Source organism: Actinophytocola sp. (assembly GCF_036555685.1).
Taxonomy (GTDB): Bacteria; Actinomycetota; Actinomycetes; order Mycobacteriales; family Pseudonocardiaceae; genus Actinophytocola.
Genome location: NZ_DATBKY010000110.1, coordinates 1 through 14,661 on the forward strand (window position 1 = coordinate 1; position 14,661 = coordinate 14,661).

The window sequence follows — 14,661 nt, forward strand, 5'->3', positions numbered from 1 at the left end:
CCATCAGGATCGCGCCGCCCCATTCGCCGCCGACGCCGAATCCCTGAGCCATCCGCAGCACCACCAGCAGCACCGGCGCCAGCGCGCCGGCCGACGCGTATGTCGGCAGCAAGCCGATGAGAAACGTCGCCACGCCCATGATCAGGAGCGTCAGGACCAGCATGGACTTTCGCCCGACGCGATCGCCGTAGTGGCCGATCACCATCCCGCCGATCGGACGCGCCAGGAAGCCCACGGAGTATGTCGCCAGCGATGCCAGCGTTCCGCTCAATGGATCAAAGGTCGGAAAGAAGAGGCGGTTCAAAATCAGGGCCGCCGCCGTGCCGTAAAGAAAGAAGTCGTACCACTCGATGGTCGTGCCGATCAGGCTCGCCGAGACGATCCGGGCCAGCGACCGGCGCTTGCCGGCGTTTTCGGGCATGGCTGAAGACAGGGCTGTCACGAGATCACCGCACTTCGTTGGGGGATTTCAGGGAGTCAGTTCGCGCTCCACGCGCCGTCGATCGGCACGGACGCGCCGGTGAGCGAGCCGCCGGGTTCGCTCGCCAGCCACCGCACGAGCGCGGCGACCTCCGCCGGCTCGATCAGCCGCTTGACCGGTGTGCGGTCGAGCAGCACCTTCTCGACCACCTCGCCGGGTGGCACGTCGTGCGCCTGCGCCTGCGCGTCGATCTGCTTCTCGACCAGCGGCGTGCGCACGAAACCCGGGTTGACGCAGTTGCTGGTCACGCCGTGCGGGGCGCCCTCGATCGCGGCGACCTTGGACAGCCCCTCGAGCCCGTGCTTGGCGGCGACGTAGGCGACCTTGTACGCGCTCGCCCGCAGGCCGTGGACGCTGGAGACGTTCACGATGCGGCCCCAGCCGCGTGCGTACATGTGCGGCACGCACCGGCGGATCAGCAGGAACGGGGCGGTCACCATGACCTGCTGGATCAGCGTGAACATCTCCGGCGGGAACTCGTGCAGCGGCGCGACGTGCTGCAGGCCCGCGTTGTTGACGAGGACGTCGACCTCGGCCGGCAGCGTCCGGATCGCGTCCGCGTCGGCCAGGTCCACGACGTGTGCCCACCCGCCGACCTCGCCGGCCACCTTCTCGGCGGCCGCCGCGTCCCGGTCGACCACGTGCACCTTCGCGCCCGCCGCGGCGAGCTCGTGCGCGCAGGCGCGGCCGATGCCGCTGCCGCCGCCGGTGACCATCGCGATGCGCCCGGCGAGATCCCGGGCCGGGTCGCCGGTCTGACCGCTGTGAGCTGGGGCACCTTCCATGCCGTTCACGCTAGGTACATGGGGTCTCACAGGCCATGTGTGGACGAGCCATAGCACGGCGGGGTTCGGTGTGGCCGGCGGACACGTGTGGCCGTCGCCGGACGTGTTTGCGTAGGGTTGGATGCGTGATTTGCCCGAAGTGCCAGAACACGATGCGCACCGTCGACCGTCAAGGCATCCACATCGAGCAGTGCGACGGCTGCCGTGGGATCTTCCTCGACCGCGGTGAGCTGGAGACCATCCTGAACGCCGAGCAGCAGTACCTGGCCGCCGCCGCACCGCCGCCGTACCAGGGTGGCGGGCCCGTGCGGGGCGGCCACTACCCGGACTCGCCGCGCGGGTACGGGCACGGTGGTTACCCTGACTCGCCGCGTGGCTACGGGCGCGGCGGTTACCCGGACTCGCCGCGTGGGTACCACGGTGGTCATGGTCAGGGTGGTCATGGTCATCGCCGGCGGAAGAGCTTCATGGAGCAGCTGTTCGACTGACGAGACCCGCTCCACGTGCACCCGATGATCTGTGCGGGGTGCGGAGCCTGGATCTCCGAACCCCGCGTACGTGACGACGGCGCCGGCGCGCTTCTCGACTGTGTCTTCTGTGGACACCGCGAGCCGTACCGGCGCCTTCCGCTGTTCGCGTTGACCGGGCCCTCCGGCACGGGCAAGTCCACGGTCGGCCGCCTGCTGGTGCCGATGCTCGACACGCTCGCGGTCGTGCTCGAGCAGGACCTGCTGTGGGTCGGCGCCCTGCGCGACCCGGCGGGCGACTCGGCGGCCTTCCGCCAGACGTGGCTGCGGCTGGCCGCGTCCGTGCAGCAGAGCGGCCGCCCGGTCGTGCTGTGCGGGACGGTCGCGCCACCGCAGTTCGAGTCGTGGCCCGAGCGCGCCCTGTTCACCGACATCCACTACCTGGCGCTGACGTGCGCGCCGGAGGTGCTCGCGGCCCGGCTGCGGGCCCGCCCGGCATGGCGCGCGTGGGACGAGGAGCGCATCGCGGAGATGCTGGAGTTCAACCAGTGGGTGGTGACCGAGTACGCCAACACGAAGCCACCGATGACGCTGCTGGACACGACGGCGATGACCCCGGAGCAGACCGCCGCCCGGGTCGCCGTCTGGGTCCGCGACCTCCTCGCTCCCACGACCTGACGCACCGGCGGATCGCCTGCCGAGAGCGAGCCGACCGGGGGCCGACCGGGTGTGATGGGACCCACTTCACCTGCGCAAGCAGACTGCTTGCAACTGCTAGCACGCGCGCGTACCGTCAATGGTGTCGCGAGGAGGTGACCGGGATGAGTGAGACCGACCAGCCAAGCCGGGACGGCCACGGTCGAACCATCAACAGCAGCATCAACACCGGCATCAACGACGTGGCCGACAAGGTCGCCGACCTCGGGCGGGACATCGGCGAGTACATCAAGCAGCAGCGCAGCAGCGCGAAGATCTCGCTGCGCCAGCTGTCCAAGCTCGCCGGCGTGTCCAACCCCTACCTCAGCCAGATCGAGCGGGGCCTGCGGAAACCGAGTGCGGAGATTCTCCAGCAGATCGCCAAGGGCCTACGGATCTCGGCGGAGGCGCTGTACGTGCGGGCCGGCATCCTCGATGTCGCGCACGGCGGCCCGGTGGTCGATGCGGTGCGTGCCGACGAGGTGCTCACCGAACGGCAGAAGCAGGTTCTGCTGGACATCTACGAGTCGTTCCGCCGCGAGAACGCGGCGACCACGACGACGACAATGAAGACGACTGCACAGTCCACAGTGGAGGGGTCCGATGTGGACGTTGTAATCGAGCCGATGGGCCCCGCATCTGAGGAGAAGTGAGACACATGGTTGCGTTGCCGAAGACCGAAGACGTGCGCAAGGCCGGCGAGCAGGCCGTCGAGGCCCTCCGGACGCCGCTGCTCGCGGCGCTGGGCGCGGGCGACCTGGCCACCCAGGCCGTGCGCGACGCCGTCAACAAGACCCGCACCCGGGTCAACGAGGGCGCCGGCGCCGCCCGTGGCGCCGTCGACGAGCTGCCCCGCGACCTGGCCGGCGTGCGCGAGAAGCTGGACCCGGCCGAGCTGCGCAAGCTGGTCGACGAGTACACCGACGCCGCGCAGAAGCTGTACCAGAAGCTGGCCGACCAGGGCGAGGGCACGCTGACCAAGCTGCGTAGCCAGCCGCAGGTCCGCAAGGCCCTGGAGCAGCTCGAGGAGGCCATCGCCACGCTGCAGGAGCGCGTCGGCGGGGTCGTCGGTGCGGCCGCGGGCGACGCTCGCGAGCTGGCCGACGAGGTGCTGGCCAAGGTGACCCGCCGGACCCGCTCGGTCGGCGAGAAGACCGCGCGGGCCGCGTCGAAGGCCGGTGCGGACGCCGCCACGACCATCGAGGACCTCGGTGACGACGTGGCGCACGAGGTGCGCAGCGCCTCCCGCAAGGCCGCGAACCGGACCGCGCCGCGCAAGGCCGCGACGACCCGGACGGCCTCGACCACGCGCAAGACCGACGGCGGCACCAAGAAGTAAAGGCGTCCGCCAGTGAAGGCCCCGGCACCCCAGGTGCCGGGGCCTTTTCGGCGCCATGACCAGGTGCGCTGGCAAGTGGTTGCGATGCGCACGTAGTCTGGATGGGTGCCGATGGAAGCGATGCTGATACTGCGGATCATCGACTGGGCCGCCGTCCCGGTCGGCGTTTTCGCATTCATTCACGCGCTGATGCAACGGCCGGACGCCTACGCGGCCATCGACCGGCTGACCAAACCGGCCTGGCTCGGTATCACCGGCGGCGCCACCGCGGCGCTGCTGCTGTTCAGCTTCGCGGGGATCGGCTGGATCTTCTGGATAGCCGGCCTGGTGGCCGCGCTCGTCTACATCGTCGATGTCCGGCCCAGGCTGATCGAGGTGCAGCGCGGCCAGCGATGGTGACTAGGTTGGCCGCGTGACGAGCTGGACCATCTCCGGATCACTCACGGTGGCGCGTGCCCTCGACCGCCCCGACCTGCTCGCCGACCCGGTGGCGAAGGCCCTCGCCGAGCTGCCGGCCGAGCACGCCGCGCGCGTGGGCGTGGCCGCGATCGACCCCGACCTGGCGGACACCGCGGCGTTCTGCGAGGCGTACGGATCGCCGCTCGCGGCGTCCGCGAACTGCGTCGTCGTGGCCGGCAGGCGGTCCGGCGAGGAGCGGTTCGCCGCCTGCCTGGTGCTCGCGACCACCCGGGCCGACGTCAACGGCGTCGTGCGCAGGCGGCTGGACGTCCGGAAGGCGTCGTTCGCGCCGATGGACCGCGCGGTGGAGCTGACCGGGATGGCGTACGGGGGCATCACGCCGCTCGGCCTGCCCGACGGCTGGCCGCTGCTGCTGGATCCCACGGTGGTGGCCGCGCCGGAGCTCGTCGTCGGGAGCGGCATCCGGGGCAGCAAGATCCTCATCCCCGGGCCGACGCTGGCCGCACTGCCCGGCGCCGAGGTCGTCGAGGACCTCGGGCGCTGACGGCCCCGGCCTCAGTGCCGCACGTCGCGGTGCAGCTCCGGGAAGACCTTCGCCACCTTGGCCGTGAGGTAGTCGCCGTACGTGCCCTCGAAGGCCAGCGGGCTCGCACCGTCCCAGCGGCGGCGGCCGCCGGGGTCCGTGGCCGCGCGGTCGGGTAGCGGCGGGACCTCCTTGGTGAAGTCCGGGTCCAGGAAGAACGGGAACGACAGGCGGCCGCGGCCGCTCGTGTTGCGCACCCGGTGCGGGGTCGAGCGGTACCAGCCGCCGGTCAGGCGTTCCAGCATGTCGCCGATGTTGCAGACGAACGCGTCCGGCAGCGGCGGCGCGTCGAGCCAGCCGGACGGCGTGTGGACCTGCAGGCCGCCGTTGTCGTCCTGGGCGAGCAGCGTCAGCAGCCCGTAGTCCGTGTGCTCGCCGACGCCCCAGCCCGGTGCGTCCGGCGGCGACGGCGGGTAGTGGAAGATCCGGAAGAGCACGGTCGGCGACGCCGTGTAACCCGCCGCGAAGTACTCCGCGTCCAGGCCGAGGCTCAGCGCGATGCCGCGCAGCACGTCCTGGGCCACCGCGGTCAGCTTGTCCATGTAGGACAGAACTGTGTCGCGCAGGGCGGGCACCCCCGGCGGGAACAGGTTCGGGCCGTGCAGCGGCAGGGGGTGGCCCGCGGGCAGCTCGGTGCCGAAGTACAGGCCCTCCTTGAGGTCCGGAGCGCCCGAGGTCAGCTCGCCGCCGACGGGGAAGTAGCCGCGCCACGCCCGGCCGCCGCGGGACATCTCGATCCGCAGCTTCTCCTCGACCGGCAGCGCGAAGAACTCCCGGCTCCGCGCGTCCAGCTCGGCACGCAGCGACGCCGGCACGCCGTGGCCGGTCACGTAGAAGAAGCCGGTCTCCCGGCACGCGCGCGCGATCTCCGGGGCGGCCGCCGCGGGCGAGGTGATGTCGATGACCGGCAGCACTAGAAGACCACCGTCTTGTTGCCGTGCACGAGGACGCGGTTCTCCAGGTGCCAGCGCAGGCCGCGCGCGAGCACGACCTTCTCGATGTCGCGACCGCGGCGGACCATGTCGGTGATCGAGTCCGCGTGGCCGACGCGGATGACGTCCTGCTCGATGATCGGGCCGGCGTCGAGCTCCGCGGTGACGTAGTGGCACGTCGCGCCGATCAGCTTGACCCCGCGGCGGTGCGCCTGGTGGTAGGGCTTCGCGCCGACGAACGACGGCAGGAAGCTGTGGTGGATGTTCAGCGCCCGGCCGCTCCACTCCCGGCACAGCTGCGCCGGCACTATCTGCATGAACCGGGCCAGCACGATCGCGTGCGCGTCCGCGGCGCCGACCAGCGTGCGCAGCCGGTCGAACGCGGCCTGCTTGCCGTCGACGGGGAACGGCACGTGGTGGAACGGGATCCCGTGTGCCTCGGTGATCGCGGCCAGGTCGGGGTGGTTGCCGATGACGGCCGGGATGTCGACGTCCAGCTCGCCCGAGGCCACGCGGCCCAGGATGTCGTAGAGGCAGTGGCCCTCCCGGGACACCAGGATCACCACGCGGCGCCGCTCGTCGGTGTCGAGGATCTGCCAGTCGCTGTCCTCGGCGAGCTCGCTCGCGATCGCGCCGAAGCGGGCGCGCAGCTCGTCGATGCCCATCGGGACCGTGTCCGCGCTGATCTCCTGGCGGGTGAAGAACCAGCCGGTGTCCTGGTCGGTGTGGTATGCCGCTTCGACGATCAGCCCTCCGACCTCGGCGAGGAACGTCGCGATCCGGGCCACGATGCCGATGCGGTCCGGGCACCCGAAGGTGATCACGAAGCGGCGGCTCACGGCGTTCTCAGCACGTCGACGAGGGCGCGGTCGCCGTTGACGATCGCGGTGGTCGGCCGGTGCCACGCGGCGCGGTAGACGGCGTCCGCGGTGCCCACCACGGAGGCGTCGGTGGCCACCTCGTCGGCCGGCCCGACCTGGGGGATCTCTCCCGGGACGAGCCGGACGAGCCACGCGCGGCCGGCGTCGGCGGCGTGGAAGAGGACGGTGCCCTCGGCGTCTGGCCGCTCGCGGGCGAGCTTGCGCGGGACCATCAGCACGAGTGCCTCGTCGATGCCGTCCGCGGCGAGCTCCGGGTCGAACACCAGCGACGGCACGGCGCCCGGCTCGGCCGACCCGGCGTGCGCGTGCTCGGCGTCGAGGCGGTGGATCGCGGTCTCGTGCGCCTGGCGGCGGGCCCAGAACCCGGAGCGGGCCAGCGCCACGTCGTCCGTGATGCCGAACACCCAGCACGGGACGTCCGGGCCCTTGGCGCGCAGGTCGCCCAGCATCGCCTTGAGCTGCTGGTCCCACCACGCCAGCAGCTCGGCCCAGTCCTCGGGCGGCTGCTCGGCCGGCGGCATCCGCACGCTCGGCTCGGTGTCGAGCGCGCCCCGGACCATGTTGTGCACGCGGGCGATGTGCCGGACGAGCCGGTGGACCGTCCAATCCGGACAGGTCGGTACCGCGGCAGCGGGCCCGGCGGCCACGGCCGCGGCCCGCAACGCGTTCGCCTGCTGTTCGATGCGCTCGAGGTTGCTCGCGAACTCCACGCGTGGAGGATAGTGCGCCCGCGGGGCGCGCATGGCCGTGCGGCGCCGGCCGGGAGATCCGCGGCTCTCCCGGCCAGGGCCTACTCGAGGCGCGTCCGCGCGTACTCGGCCATCGCCGCGCGCAGGAACTCCGCCAGCCGCGGGTCGGTCCGGTCGAAGTTCGCCCGGAACCGTGGGTCCTCGGCGTACACGTCGCCCAGCCCCGTGTAGGACTCCCGGTTCGGCGTCCAGTACTGCGTGATCCACCGGTAGTGGCCGGCGATCACGTCCTGCACCTCGGCGTCGGCCGGCTCCTTGCCGGCGTCGATCAGCTCCGTCAGCGCGGTCAGCTGCGCCGTCCACTGTGCTCCCTGGTCCTGCCACCACTGCTCGGACCTGCCAGCCACCCGCGCGTTGGCGGCGTCCACCTGCTCGGCGCCCCAGCGCTGCCGGGCCTCCTCGGTCAGCTCCGCCTGCTTCGCGGAGTCGAAGCCCTCGAACCAGTGGTCCATCGACCTGCCTGGCTTCGCGTTCACGTTCTCACCTCCCTTCAGCTCCTCGATGGTGCGGGACACCGTGTCGGCCAGCCGCTCGAAGCGGTCGCGCTCGGCGAGCAGCCACTTCCGGTGCAGGCGCAGCACGTCGATCTCGTCGCGGCCCCCGTGCACGATCTCGGCGATCGTCTCGAGGCCCACGCCCAGCTCGCGCATGACGAGGATGTGCTGCAGCCGCAGCAGCTGCTCCTGCTCGTAGTAGCGGTACCCGTTCGCGCCGACCCGGGCCGGCCGCAGCAGGCCGATCTCGTCGTAGTGCCGCAGCGTCCGGGACGTCACCCTGGACATCCGCGCCACCTGGGCGATCGACCACGCCATGACAGCCACGATAGAAGTTGACGTAACGTCAAGGTCAAACCCGATGTGGTACCAACCACGGCATGGACGACCGACTGCGCCGAGCCCGGGCGAGCCTGCGGGGCCTCGCGGTCGGCGACGCCCTCGGCGAGCAGGTGACCGACGCCCGCGGCAGGGTCCTGCCGCCGCAGCCGTGGCGGTGGACCGACGACACGGAGATGGCGTGCTCGGTCGTGCGCGTGCTGGCCGCGCACCGCGGCCTCGACACGGACGCGCTCGCCGCGAGCTTCGTGGAGCACCACGATCCGGACCGGAACTACGGCCCCGGCGTCGAGGCGATGCTGCGTGCGGCGGGCGGGGTGCCGCTGCGCGAGCAGGCCGCGGCCGCGTTCGGTGGCTCGGGTTCGTGGGGCAACGGCGCGGCGATGCGGGTGGCGCCGCTCGGCGCGTGGTTCGCCGGCGATCCGGCCACCGCGGCGCGTGCGGCCGCGGAGTCGGCCCGGGTCACGCACACGCACCCGGAGGGTGTCGCCGGCGCGGTCGCGACCGCCGTGGCCGCCTCGCTCGCGGCGAGCGGCGCGCCGGTCGGCGAGCTCTACGCCGCGGTGCTCGCGCACACCCAGGCCGGCGAGGTCCGCGACGGCGTCGAGACGGCGACCACGCTCGCCGAGGCGGCGCCGGCCGACGCGGCGGCGGCGCTCGGCACGGGCGCGCGGCTGAGCGCCGCGGACACCGTGCCGCTCGCGTTGTGGGTGGCCGCGCGGCACCTGGAGGACTACCCCGAAGCCGTCTGGACCGCGGCGGGCGTGGCCGAGGACACCGACACGGTGTGCGCGATCGTCGGTGGCATCGTCGCCGCCCGGGTCGGCGCGGCCGGTGTGCCGAAGCAGTGGCGCTCGGCGTGCGAACCGTTGCCGGAGTGGGTGATCACCTCCGGCTGACCGGGCCGGCCCTGCCGGCCGGCTACTCGACGAACGTGACCACGAAGGACGGCCAGACCCTGACGCCGGCCCGTCTCAGTTCGGGCGCACGGCCGACCAGTCCAGGGACAGCTCGCCCAGCCGCCAGCGTTTGCGGCCGTCGCGGACCGGCCAGCCCGCGGCCGCGAGCAGCCGGGCGGTCTCCACCCACCGGGCACGCGGGCCGTACGGGGAGAACGGCGCCGCCGTGGCCCAGCAGCGGTCGAGCGCCTCGAACAGCGCGTGCACGGGCTCGCCCGGCACGTTGCGGTGGATCAGCGACTTCGGCAGCCGCTCGGCCAGGTCCGACGGCCGCGCCAGCTCGGCCGGCCGGCAGGCCAGCGTGAACAGCAGCGGCCCGGCCGCCGACAGCGTCACCCAGCAGCACCGCCGGCCCAGCTCGTCACACGTGCCCTCGACCACCAGGCCGCCCGGCGCCAGCCGCCCGGTCATCGCCGACCACGCGGCGTCCACTTCGGCCGCCGAGTACTGGCGCAGCACGTTGAACGCGCGCACCAGGGCGGGCCGGGCGCCCGCCAGCTCGAAACCGCCGCGGCCGAAGTCCAGCCGCGGCGGGTCGGCCGCGTGCGCCGCGGCGGCCACCCGGTCGGGATCGAGCTCCAGGCCCAGCACCCGCAGGCCGTCCCGCACCGACCGCAGCCGCGCGGCGAGCTCCACTGTGGTCACCGGCGACGCGCCGTACCCGACGTCGACGACCAGCGGCGAGTCGGTGTCCGTGTTGGCGCCCAGCGCGGCGCGCACGAGGGCGGAGCCCGTCATCCATCGGTCAACCCGGCGCAGCCGGTTCGGATTCGTCGTCCCCCTGGTCGGCGAGCCCAGGGGGCCGGTCAGGCGCGCCCGGCCAGCCACTTCTGGGCGTACTCGGCCTCCGCGGCCAGGAGCTTGCCGACCTGCTCCGCGACGACCTTCTCGAGCTTGCCGCCGATCAGCGGGATGCTCACCTTCACCTGGGCGGTGATCACGAGCGTCGCCTCGGCGCCCGTGCCGGCGATCCGCGAGCGGCCCTTGATCTCGCCCGGCACGCCGGCGATCGTCACGCGGCTGGTACCGGCGTGGTGGCCGCCGTCGGGTTGCCAGCGTTCCTCGCGCTCGACGACGAGGTCGCCGTTGAGGATGGACCGCACGGCGCCCGGCAGCCGGGACGCGTCCACGCCCTGGCGCATCCGGAACGACACGCGGTCGCCGTCGCGGGAATGATCGAGAAGGGCCGCGCCCTTGCCGCCGATGTCACGCAGGCGCTCGGAGAGAAACGCCTCGTCAGTGAGCGTGTCGTAGACCTTGTCGGCGGGCGCTGCGAAGGTCGACCGGTGCTCCAGGCTGGTTGCCATGCGACGGAGGTTACCGTTGGGGCCCATGACCAGCCTCCCCCTCGGTGCGGACGGGATCGTGGCCCGATCCGCAGTTCCCCTGTCCGGGTACACCACGCTGCGGCTCGGCGGCCCTGCCGCCCGGTTCCTGGCGGCGGGCACGGCGGAGGACGTCGCGGCGGCGGTCAGAGCGGCCGACGGGCGGGGCGAGCGGGTGCTCGTGCTGGGCGGCGGGTCGAACCTCGTGGTCGCGGACGAGGGGTTCGACGGCACGGTCGTGCAGGTGGCCAACACCGGCAGCAAGATCGACTCGCTCGGTGACGGGCGGGTGGCGCTCACGGTCGAGGCCGGCGAGGACTGGGACGCCGTGGTCTGCCGGACGGTCGAGGCCGGGCTCGGCGGCCTCGAGTGCCTGTCCGGCATCCCGGGCTCGGTCGGCGCGACGCCGGTGCAGAACGTCGGCGCGTACGGCGTGGAGATCTCCGAGCTGCTGATCTCGGTCGACCTGCTGGACCGCGCGGCCGGGGAGATCCGCACGCTCGCCGCGGACGAGCTGGGGCTGGGCTACCGGACGAGCGTGCTGAAGGGCACCGAGCGGGCGGTCGTGCTGCGGGTCCGCTTCGAGCTCGCGGACGGCGGGATGTCCGCGCCGATCCGGTACACCGAGCTCGCGCGGGTGCTCGGCGTGCGGCAGGGCCGGCAGGTGCCGGTCGAGCGGGCGCGCGAGGCGGTGCTGGAGCTGCGGCGCGGCAAGGGGATGGTGCTCGACACCGCCGACCACGACACGTGGAGCGTCGGCTCGTTCTTCACGAACCCGATCGTGCTGAAGCGCGACCTCGGCGGCGTGCTGTCGCGGATCGCCGCGCGGGTGGGTGCGGAGGTGCCGGTCCCGCAGTACCCGGCGGGCGTCGGCGCGTCGAAGCTGTCGGCCGCGTGGCTCATCGAGCGGGCCGGCTTCGGGAAGGGCCACACGGCCGCAGACGGCCGGGTCTCCCTGTCCGGCAAGCACACCCTGGCGCTGACCAACCGCGGCTCGGCGTCCACGGCGGACCTGTTGAGCCTGGCCCGCGAGATCCGCGACGGCGTGCGCGCGGCCTTCGGCGTCGAGCTGCACCCCGAGCCGGTCCTGGTCGGCTGCACGCTCTGAGCAGTCCGCCGCCCCGGAATTCAAGGTGTCGGTTGCGTTCCGGCGGACGGTCCGGATGGTCTGTCGATTGTGGTTGCGTGCCGTCACGGTCCCCCGAGGTGCCGGTGTCGACGCGAGACCTCGCGCAATGATCCGCGAGACCGGTCCTACTCGCGGTGCGCGCGGGTCGCGGACGCCTGGGCGCGTGGCTTGAGGACGATCTGGTCGATGTTCACGTGTGGCGGGCGGGTCACCGCGTAGACGATCGTGTCCGCGACGTCCTGCGCCGTGAGCGGCGTGATGCCCTGGTAGACCGCGTCCGCGCGGGCGGCGTCGCCGTCGAAGCGCACGAGGGAGAACTCCGTCTCCACCATGCCGGGCAGGATCTCGGTGAACCGGACCGGCCGGCCGAGCAGCTCGCCGCGCAGCGTCCGGTGCAGCGCGGACTGCGCGTGCTTGGCGCTCGTGTAGCCCGAGCCGTTGTCGTAGGTCTCGAACGCGGCGACCGAGGTGACCGTCACGACGTGCCCGTCGCCGGAGTCGACCAGTCGCGGTAGCAAGGACTTCGTCAGCCGCAGCGTGCCGAGGACGTTCGTCTCCCACATCCAGCGCCAGTGGTCCTCGTCGGCCGACTCGACCGGTTCCAGGCCACGCGCGCCCCCGGCGTTGTTGACGAGCACGAGCCGGCCCGGCGTGGCGGGCAGCGCGGCGACGAACTCCGCGACCGATGAGGGGGACGTCACGTCAAGTGGGAGCGCCGTGCCGCCGATCTCCGAGGCTATGGCCTCGAGACGATCCAGCCGGCGGGCACCCAGTACCACGTGGAGCCCGGCCGCGGCCAGCCCCCGCGCGGTGGCCTCGCCGATGCCCGAGCTCGCTCCGGAAATGATCGCCGTGCCGTTGTCGTTCACGTTTACCGATCCTTCCCCGGGAGGTATCCGAGGTGGATGCCGGGCGGAGTATGACCACTGTCACACTCTTCCCCACGCACCCTTGCCAGGCTCTCGGGCGTCCTCACACACGAGGGCCAGACTCAGGCGGAGGTTTAAGACGGTGAGATCCAAGCGGTTGTTCGGGATGGTCGTCGCCATGCTGGCGAGCGTCACGCTGCTCGCCGCGTGCTCCGACGACTCCGGCGACGGCGGCTCCTTCGGTGAGAGCCTGAAGGAGAAGAAGAAGGACGAGACACCCGCCGCGAAGATCACCTTCGCGCCGGCCGACGGCGCCAAGGACGTGCCCGTCCTCGACCCGATCAAGATCACCGTGCAGGGCGGCGAGCTCACCGCGGCCACCCTGACCAGCCCGTCGGGCAAGAAGGTCACCGGCAAGCTCGCGCCGGACAAGCTCAGCTGGACCAGCTCCGAGGTCCTCGGCTACGGCAAGACCTACAAGTACTCCGCCAGCGCGAGGAGCAAGGAGGGCAAGGAGTCCACGGAGGAGGGCAGCTTCACCACGCTCGCCCCCGCGTCGACCCCGCGCGCCACCGTCAACCCCGGCGACGGCGCGACCGTCGGCGTCGGCATGCCGATCAGCATCAAGTTCCCCGAGGGCCCGCCGAAGGACAAGGCCGCCGTGGAGAAGGCCCTCGAGGTCAAGACCTCCGTCCCGGTCGAGGGCGCCTGGGGCTGGCTCAACTCGCAGCAGCTGGACTGGCGGCCCAAGGAGTACTGGCCCGCGAACACGACGGTCACCGTGAACGCCAAGCTCTACGGCCTCGACTACGGCGACGGCGCGTACGGCAAGTCCGACCTGTCCACGTCGTTCACCATCGGCCGCAACCAGGTCGTGAAGATCAACACACCTGACCACAAGATGAACGTGTACCGCGACGGTGCGCTCTACGCGAGCTACCCGTCGAGCAACGGCGACGACGCGGACCCGAACCGCAACACGCCCAACGGCACCGTGATCGTCATGGCCAAGGAGCCGGTCGGCGACTTCTCCAACCCCCGCTACGGCTACACGAACGTCAAGAAGAAGTGGGCCGTGCGCATCTCGAACCACGGCGAGTACATCCACGAGAACGAGGAGAACCACGCCAACATCGGGGTGAAGAACAGCTCGCACGGCTGCGTGAACCTCTTCGAGTCGGACGCGAAGAAGTACTTCGACAGCGCGCTTATCGGTGACCCGGTCGAGATCACCGGCTCCAAGGCGAACTACCCGGCCACGTCGGACGTGTTCGACTGGCTGATCCCGTGGAGCCAGTGGCAGACGATGTCGGCGTTGTGATTCCCGGGCTTGTGATCCCCGCGTGATCGCGGACGTGGCGGGCGCGGGCGGCGTGCGGTTGGCCGTCCGCGAGGCCGGCGCCACGGGCAGGCCGCCCATCGTCTTGCTGCACGGCTGGGCAGCCAGCGGCACGGCGTGGGCGGGCCAGCTGGCCGACCCGGACCTGGCCTCCGGCCACCGGCTCGTCGCCGTCGACCTGCGCGGACACGGCGAGTCCGCCGCGCCCGACCCGGCCGCCGGCGGCTACGCCGATCCGGCGGTCTGGGCCGCCGACGTCGCGGCCGTGCTCGACCGGACCGGGCCCGCGGTGCTCGTGGGCTGGTCCTACGGCGGCCTCGTCATCGCCGACTACCTGCGTGAACGTGGCGCCGACGGCGTGCGCGGGATCGTGCTCGTCGGCGCGATCACCGAGATCGGCAAGGGCAACCCCGGCGGCGAGGTCGGCCCCGCCTGGGACGGGCTGATGCGCCCGGCGCTGTCCGAGGACCCGCAGGAGGCGGTGCCCGCGCTGACCGCCCTCGCCGGCCGGATGACCGCGGCGGCCGCGTCCGGGGCCGAGGTCCAGCGGCGCCTGTCGGATATGTTGCGCGTGCCGCCCGCCGTGCGGGCGGCCCTGTTCCGGCGAACGCTCGGCAGCGCGGAAGTGCTGGCCGGGGTGTCGATGCCGGTTCTGGTGGTACACGGCGAGCAGGACGAGGTGATCAGCCCGCGGGCGGCCGAGTACGCGGCCGGGAAGATTCCCGGCGCCCGCATGCGTTGGTTCCCACAGGTGGGCCACATGCCGTTCGCGGAACGGGGCTCGGAGTTCAACGCGGTCCTGCGCGACTTCGCGGGGTCCGCCAGCCACTAGTCGGGAGTGGATGTGCGGGAAGACAGTGCGAGTGCCGGGTCC

At 72.2% G+C, this 14,661-nt stretch carries 19 protein-coding genes; 10 read left to right on the forward strand and 9 right to left on the reverse strand.

Annotated features, from left to right (window positions below; all coding sequences use genetic code 11):
- Positions 1–421 (reverse strand): MFS transporter (locus VH969_RS11425; RefSeq protein WP_331973706.1); only part of this gene is annotated, 421 nt, incomplete at its 3' end.
- A 56-nt stretch (positions 422–477) separates the two neighbouring features.
- Positions 478–1,266 (reverse strand): 3-hydroxybutyrate dehydrogenase, encoded by a 789-nt coding sequence (locus VH969_RS11430; protein ID WP_331973669.1) that lies wholly within the window; start codon positions 1,264–1,266, stop codon positions 478–480.
- Positions 1,267–1,391: 125 nt separating this feature from the next.
- Here VH969_RS11430 and VH969_RS11435 point away from each other — a divergent pair, with 125 nt between their 5' ends.
- The 6 genes from VH969_RS11435 to VH969_RS11460 all read left to right on the forward strand — a co-directional run bounded on the left by VH969_RS11435 (position 1,392) and on the right by VH969_RS11460 (position 4,732).
- Positions 1,392–1,754, forward strand: a complete 363-nt coding sequence (locus tag VH969_RS11435; RefSeq protein WP_331973670.1) for a TFIIB-type zinc ribbon-containing protein — start codon at positions 1,392–1,394, stop codon at positions 1,752–1,754.
- A 24-nt stretch (positions 1,755–1,778) separates the two neighbouring features.
- Complete coding sequence (locus tag VH969_RS11440) at positions 1,779–2,411, forward strand: ATP-binding protein (RefSeq protein ID WP_331973671.1); 633 nt, start codon at positions 1,779–1,781, stop codon at positions 2,409–2,411.
- A gap of 143 nt (positions 2,412–2,554) precedes the next feature.
- Positions 2,555–3,082 (forward strand): helix-turn-helix domain-containing protein, encoded by a 528-nt coding sequence (locus tag VH969_RS11445; RefSeq protein ID WP_331973672.1) that lies wholly within the window; start codon positions 2,555–2,557, stop codon positions 3,080–3,082.
- A gap of 5 nt (positions 3,083–3,087) precedes the next feature.
- Complete coding sequence (locus VH969_RS11450; RefSeq protein ID WP_331973673.1) at positions 3,088–3,768, forward strand: hypothetical protein; 681 nt, start codon at positions 3,088–3,090, stop codon at positions 3,766–3,768.
- Positions 3,769–3,879: 111 nt separating this feature from the next.
- A complete protein-coding gene (locus VH969_RS11455; RefSeq protein ID WP_331973707.1) occupies positions 3,880–4,167 on the forward strand; it encodes a DUF2516 family protein in 288 nt (95 codons plus the stop codon).
- Positions 4,168–4,180: 13 nt separating this feature from the next.
- On the forward strand, positions 4,181–4,732 hold the full coding sequence (locus tag VH969_RS11460; protein WP_331973674.1) for a YbaK/EbsC family protein: 552 nt from the start codon (positions 4,181–4,183) through the stop codon (positions 4,730–4,732).
- A gap of 11 nt (positions 4,733–4,743) precedes the next feature.
- On the opposite strand, the gene VH969_RS11465 is transcribed toward VH969_RS11460, so the two are convergent.
- The 4 genes from VH969_RS11465 to VH969_RS11480 form a co-directional block, all read right to left on the reverse strand.
- Positions 4,744–5,685 (reverse strand): isopenicillin N synthase family dioxygenase, encoded by a 942-nt coding sequence (locus VH969_RS11465; protein ID WP_331973675.1) that lies wholly within the window; start codon positions 5,683–5,685, stop codon positions 4,744–4,746.
- Complete coding sequence (gene purU, locus VH969_RS11470) at positions 5,685–6,542, reverse strand: formyltetrahydrofolate deformylase (RefSeq protein WP_331973676.1); 858 nt, start codon at positions 6,540–6,542, stop codon at positions 5,685–5,687. The genes VH969_RS11465 and purU overlap by 1 nt, the downstream gene beginning before the upstream one ends.
- Positions 6,539–7,294, reverse strand: a complete 756-nt coding sequence (locus VH969_RS11475; RefSeq protein ID WP_331973677.1) for a maleylpyruvate isomerase N-terminal domain-containing protein — start codon at positions 7,292–7,294, stop codon at positions 6,539–6,541. The genes purU and VH969_RS11475 overlap by 4 nt, the downstream gene beginning before the upstream one ends.
- Positions 7,295–7,374: 80 nt before the next feature.
- Positions 7,375–8,145 (reverse strand): MerR family transcriptional regulator, encoded by a 771-nt coding sequence (locus VH969_RS11480; protein ID WP_331973678.1) that lies wholly within the window; start codon positions 8,143–8,145, stop codon positions 7,375–7,377.
- 62 nt (positions 8,146–8,207) lie between these two features.
- Here VH969_RS11480 and VH969_RS11485 point away from each other — a divergent pair, with 62 nt between their 5' ends.
- Complete coding sequence (locus tag VH969_RS11485) at positions 8,208–9,065, forward strand: ADP-ribosylglycohydrolase family protein (RefSeq protein ID WP_331973679.1); 858 nt, start codon at positions 8,208–8,210, stop codon at positions 9,063–9,065.
- A gap of 75 nt (positions 9,066–9,140) precedes the next feature.
- Here VH969_RS11485 and VH969_RS11490 read toward each other — a convergent pair whose 3' ends face one another.
- On the reverse strand, positions 9,141–9,863 hold the full coding sequence (locus tag VH969_RS11490) for a class I SAM-dependent methyltransferase (RefSeq protein WP_331973680.1): 723 nt from the start codon (positions 9,861–9,863) through the stop codon (positions 9,141–9,143).
- A gap of 68 nt (positions 9,864–9,931) precedes the next feature.
- A complete protein-coding gene (locus VH969_RS11495; protein WP_331973681.1) occupies positions 9,932–10,432 on the reverse strand; it encodes a DUF2505 domain-containing protein in 501 nt (166 codons plus the stop codon).
- A gap of 25 nt (positions 10,433–10,457) precedes the next feature.
- Here VH969_RS11495 and VH969_RS11500 point away from each other — a divergent pair, with 25 nt between their 5' ends.
- Positions 10,458–11,558 (forward strand): UDP-N-acetylmuramate dehydrogenase, encoded by a 1,101-nt coding sequence (locus VH969_RS11500; protein ID WP_331973682.1) that lies wholly within the window; start codon positions 10,458–10,460, stop codon positions 11,556–11,558.
- A gap of 146 nt (positions 11,559–11,704) precedes the next feature.
- Here the strand turns inward: VH969_RS11500 and VH969_RS11505 are convergent, their stop codons facing one another.
- Positions 11,705–12,448, reverse strand: a complete 744-nt coding sequence (locus tag VH969_RS11505; protein ID WP_331973683.1) for an SDR family NAD(P)-dependent oxidoreductase — start codon at positions 12,446–12,448, stop codon at positions 11,705–11,707.
- A gap of 166 nt (positions 12,449–12,614) precedes the next feature.
- Between VH969_RS11505 and VH969_RS11510 the strand changes: the two genes are divergently transcribed.
- Together VH969_RS11510 and VH969_RS11515 are read left to right on the forward strand one after the other, a co-directional pair.
- Complete coding sequence (locus VH969_RS11510) at positions 12,615–13,769, forward strand: L,D-transpeptidase (RefSeq protein ID WP_331973708.1); 1,155 nt, start codon at positions 12,615–12,617, stop codon at positions 13,767–13,769.
- A gap of 22 nt (positions 13,770–13,791) precedes the next feature.
- Positions 13,792–14,619, forward strand: a complete 828-nt coding sequence (locus tag VH969_RS11515) for an alpha/beta fold hydrolase (RefSeq protein ID WP_331973684.1) — start codon at positions 13,792–13,794, stop codon at positions 14,617–14,619.
- Positions 14,620–14,661: the final 42 nt, after the last annotated feature.

What these genes read in the sequence shown, in the direction of transcription:
- VH969_RS11430 (WP_331973669.1), bottom strand. Translation starts at nt 1,266, where the DNA reads ATGGAAGGTGCCCCAGCTCACAGCGGTCAGACCGGCGACCCGGCCCGG.
- VH969_RS11440 (WP_331973671.1), top strand. Translation starts at nt 1,779, where the DNA reads ATGATCTGTGCGGGGTGCGGAGCCTGGATCTCCGAACCCCGCGTACGT.
- VH969_RS11445 (WP_331973672.1), top strand. Translation starts at nt 2,555, where the DNA reads ATGAGTGAGACCGACCAGCCAAGCCGGGACGGCCACGGTCGAACCATC.
- VH969_RS11450 (WP_331973673.1), top strand. Translation starts at nt 3,088, where the DNA reads ATGGTTGCGTTGCCGAAGACCGAAGACGTGCGCAAGGCCGGCGAGCAG.
- VH969_RS11455 (WP_331973707.1), top strand. Translation starts at nt 3,880, where the DNA reads ATGGAAGCGATGCTGATACTGCGGATCATCGACTGGGCCGCCGTCCCG.
- VH969_RS11480 (WP_331973678.1), bottom strand. Translation starts at nt 8,145, where the DNA reads ATGGCGTGGTCGATCGCCCAGGTGGCGCGGATGTCCAGGGTGACGTCC.
- VH969_RS11485 (WP_331973679.1), top strand. Translation starts at nt 8,208, where the DNA reads ATGGACGACCGACTGCGCCGAGCCCGGGCGAGCCTGCGGGGCCTCGCG.
- VH969_RS11490 (WP_331973680.1), bottom strand. Translation starts at nt 9,863, where the DNA reads ATGACGGGCTCCGCCCTCGTGCGCGCCGCGCTGGGCGCCAACACGGAC.
- VH969_RS11495 (WP_331973681.1), bottom strand. Translation starts at nt 10,432, where the DNA reads ATGGCAACCAGCCTGGAGCACCGGTCGACCTTCGCAGCGCCCGCCGAC.
- VH969_RS11500 (WP_331973682.1), top strand. Translation starts at nt 10,458, where the DNA reads ATGACCAGCCTCCCCCTCGGTGCGGACGGGATCGTGGCCCGATCCGCA.
- VH969_RS11510 (WP_331973708.1), top strand. Translation starts at nt 12,615, where the DNA reads ATGGTCGTCGCCATGCTGGCGAGCGTCACGCTGCTCGCCGCGTGCTCC.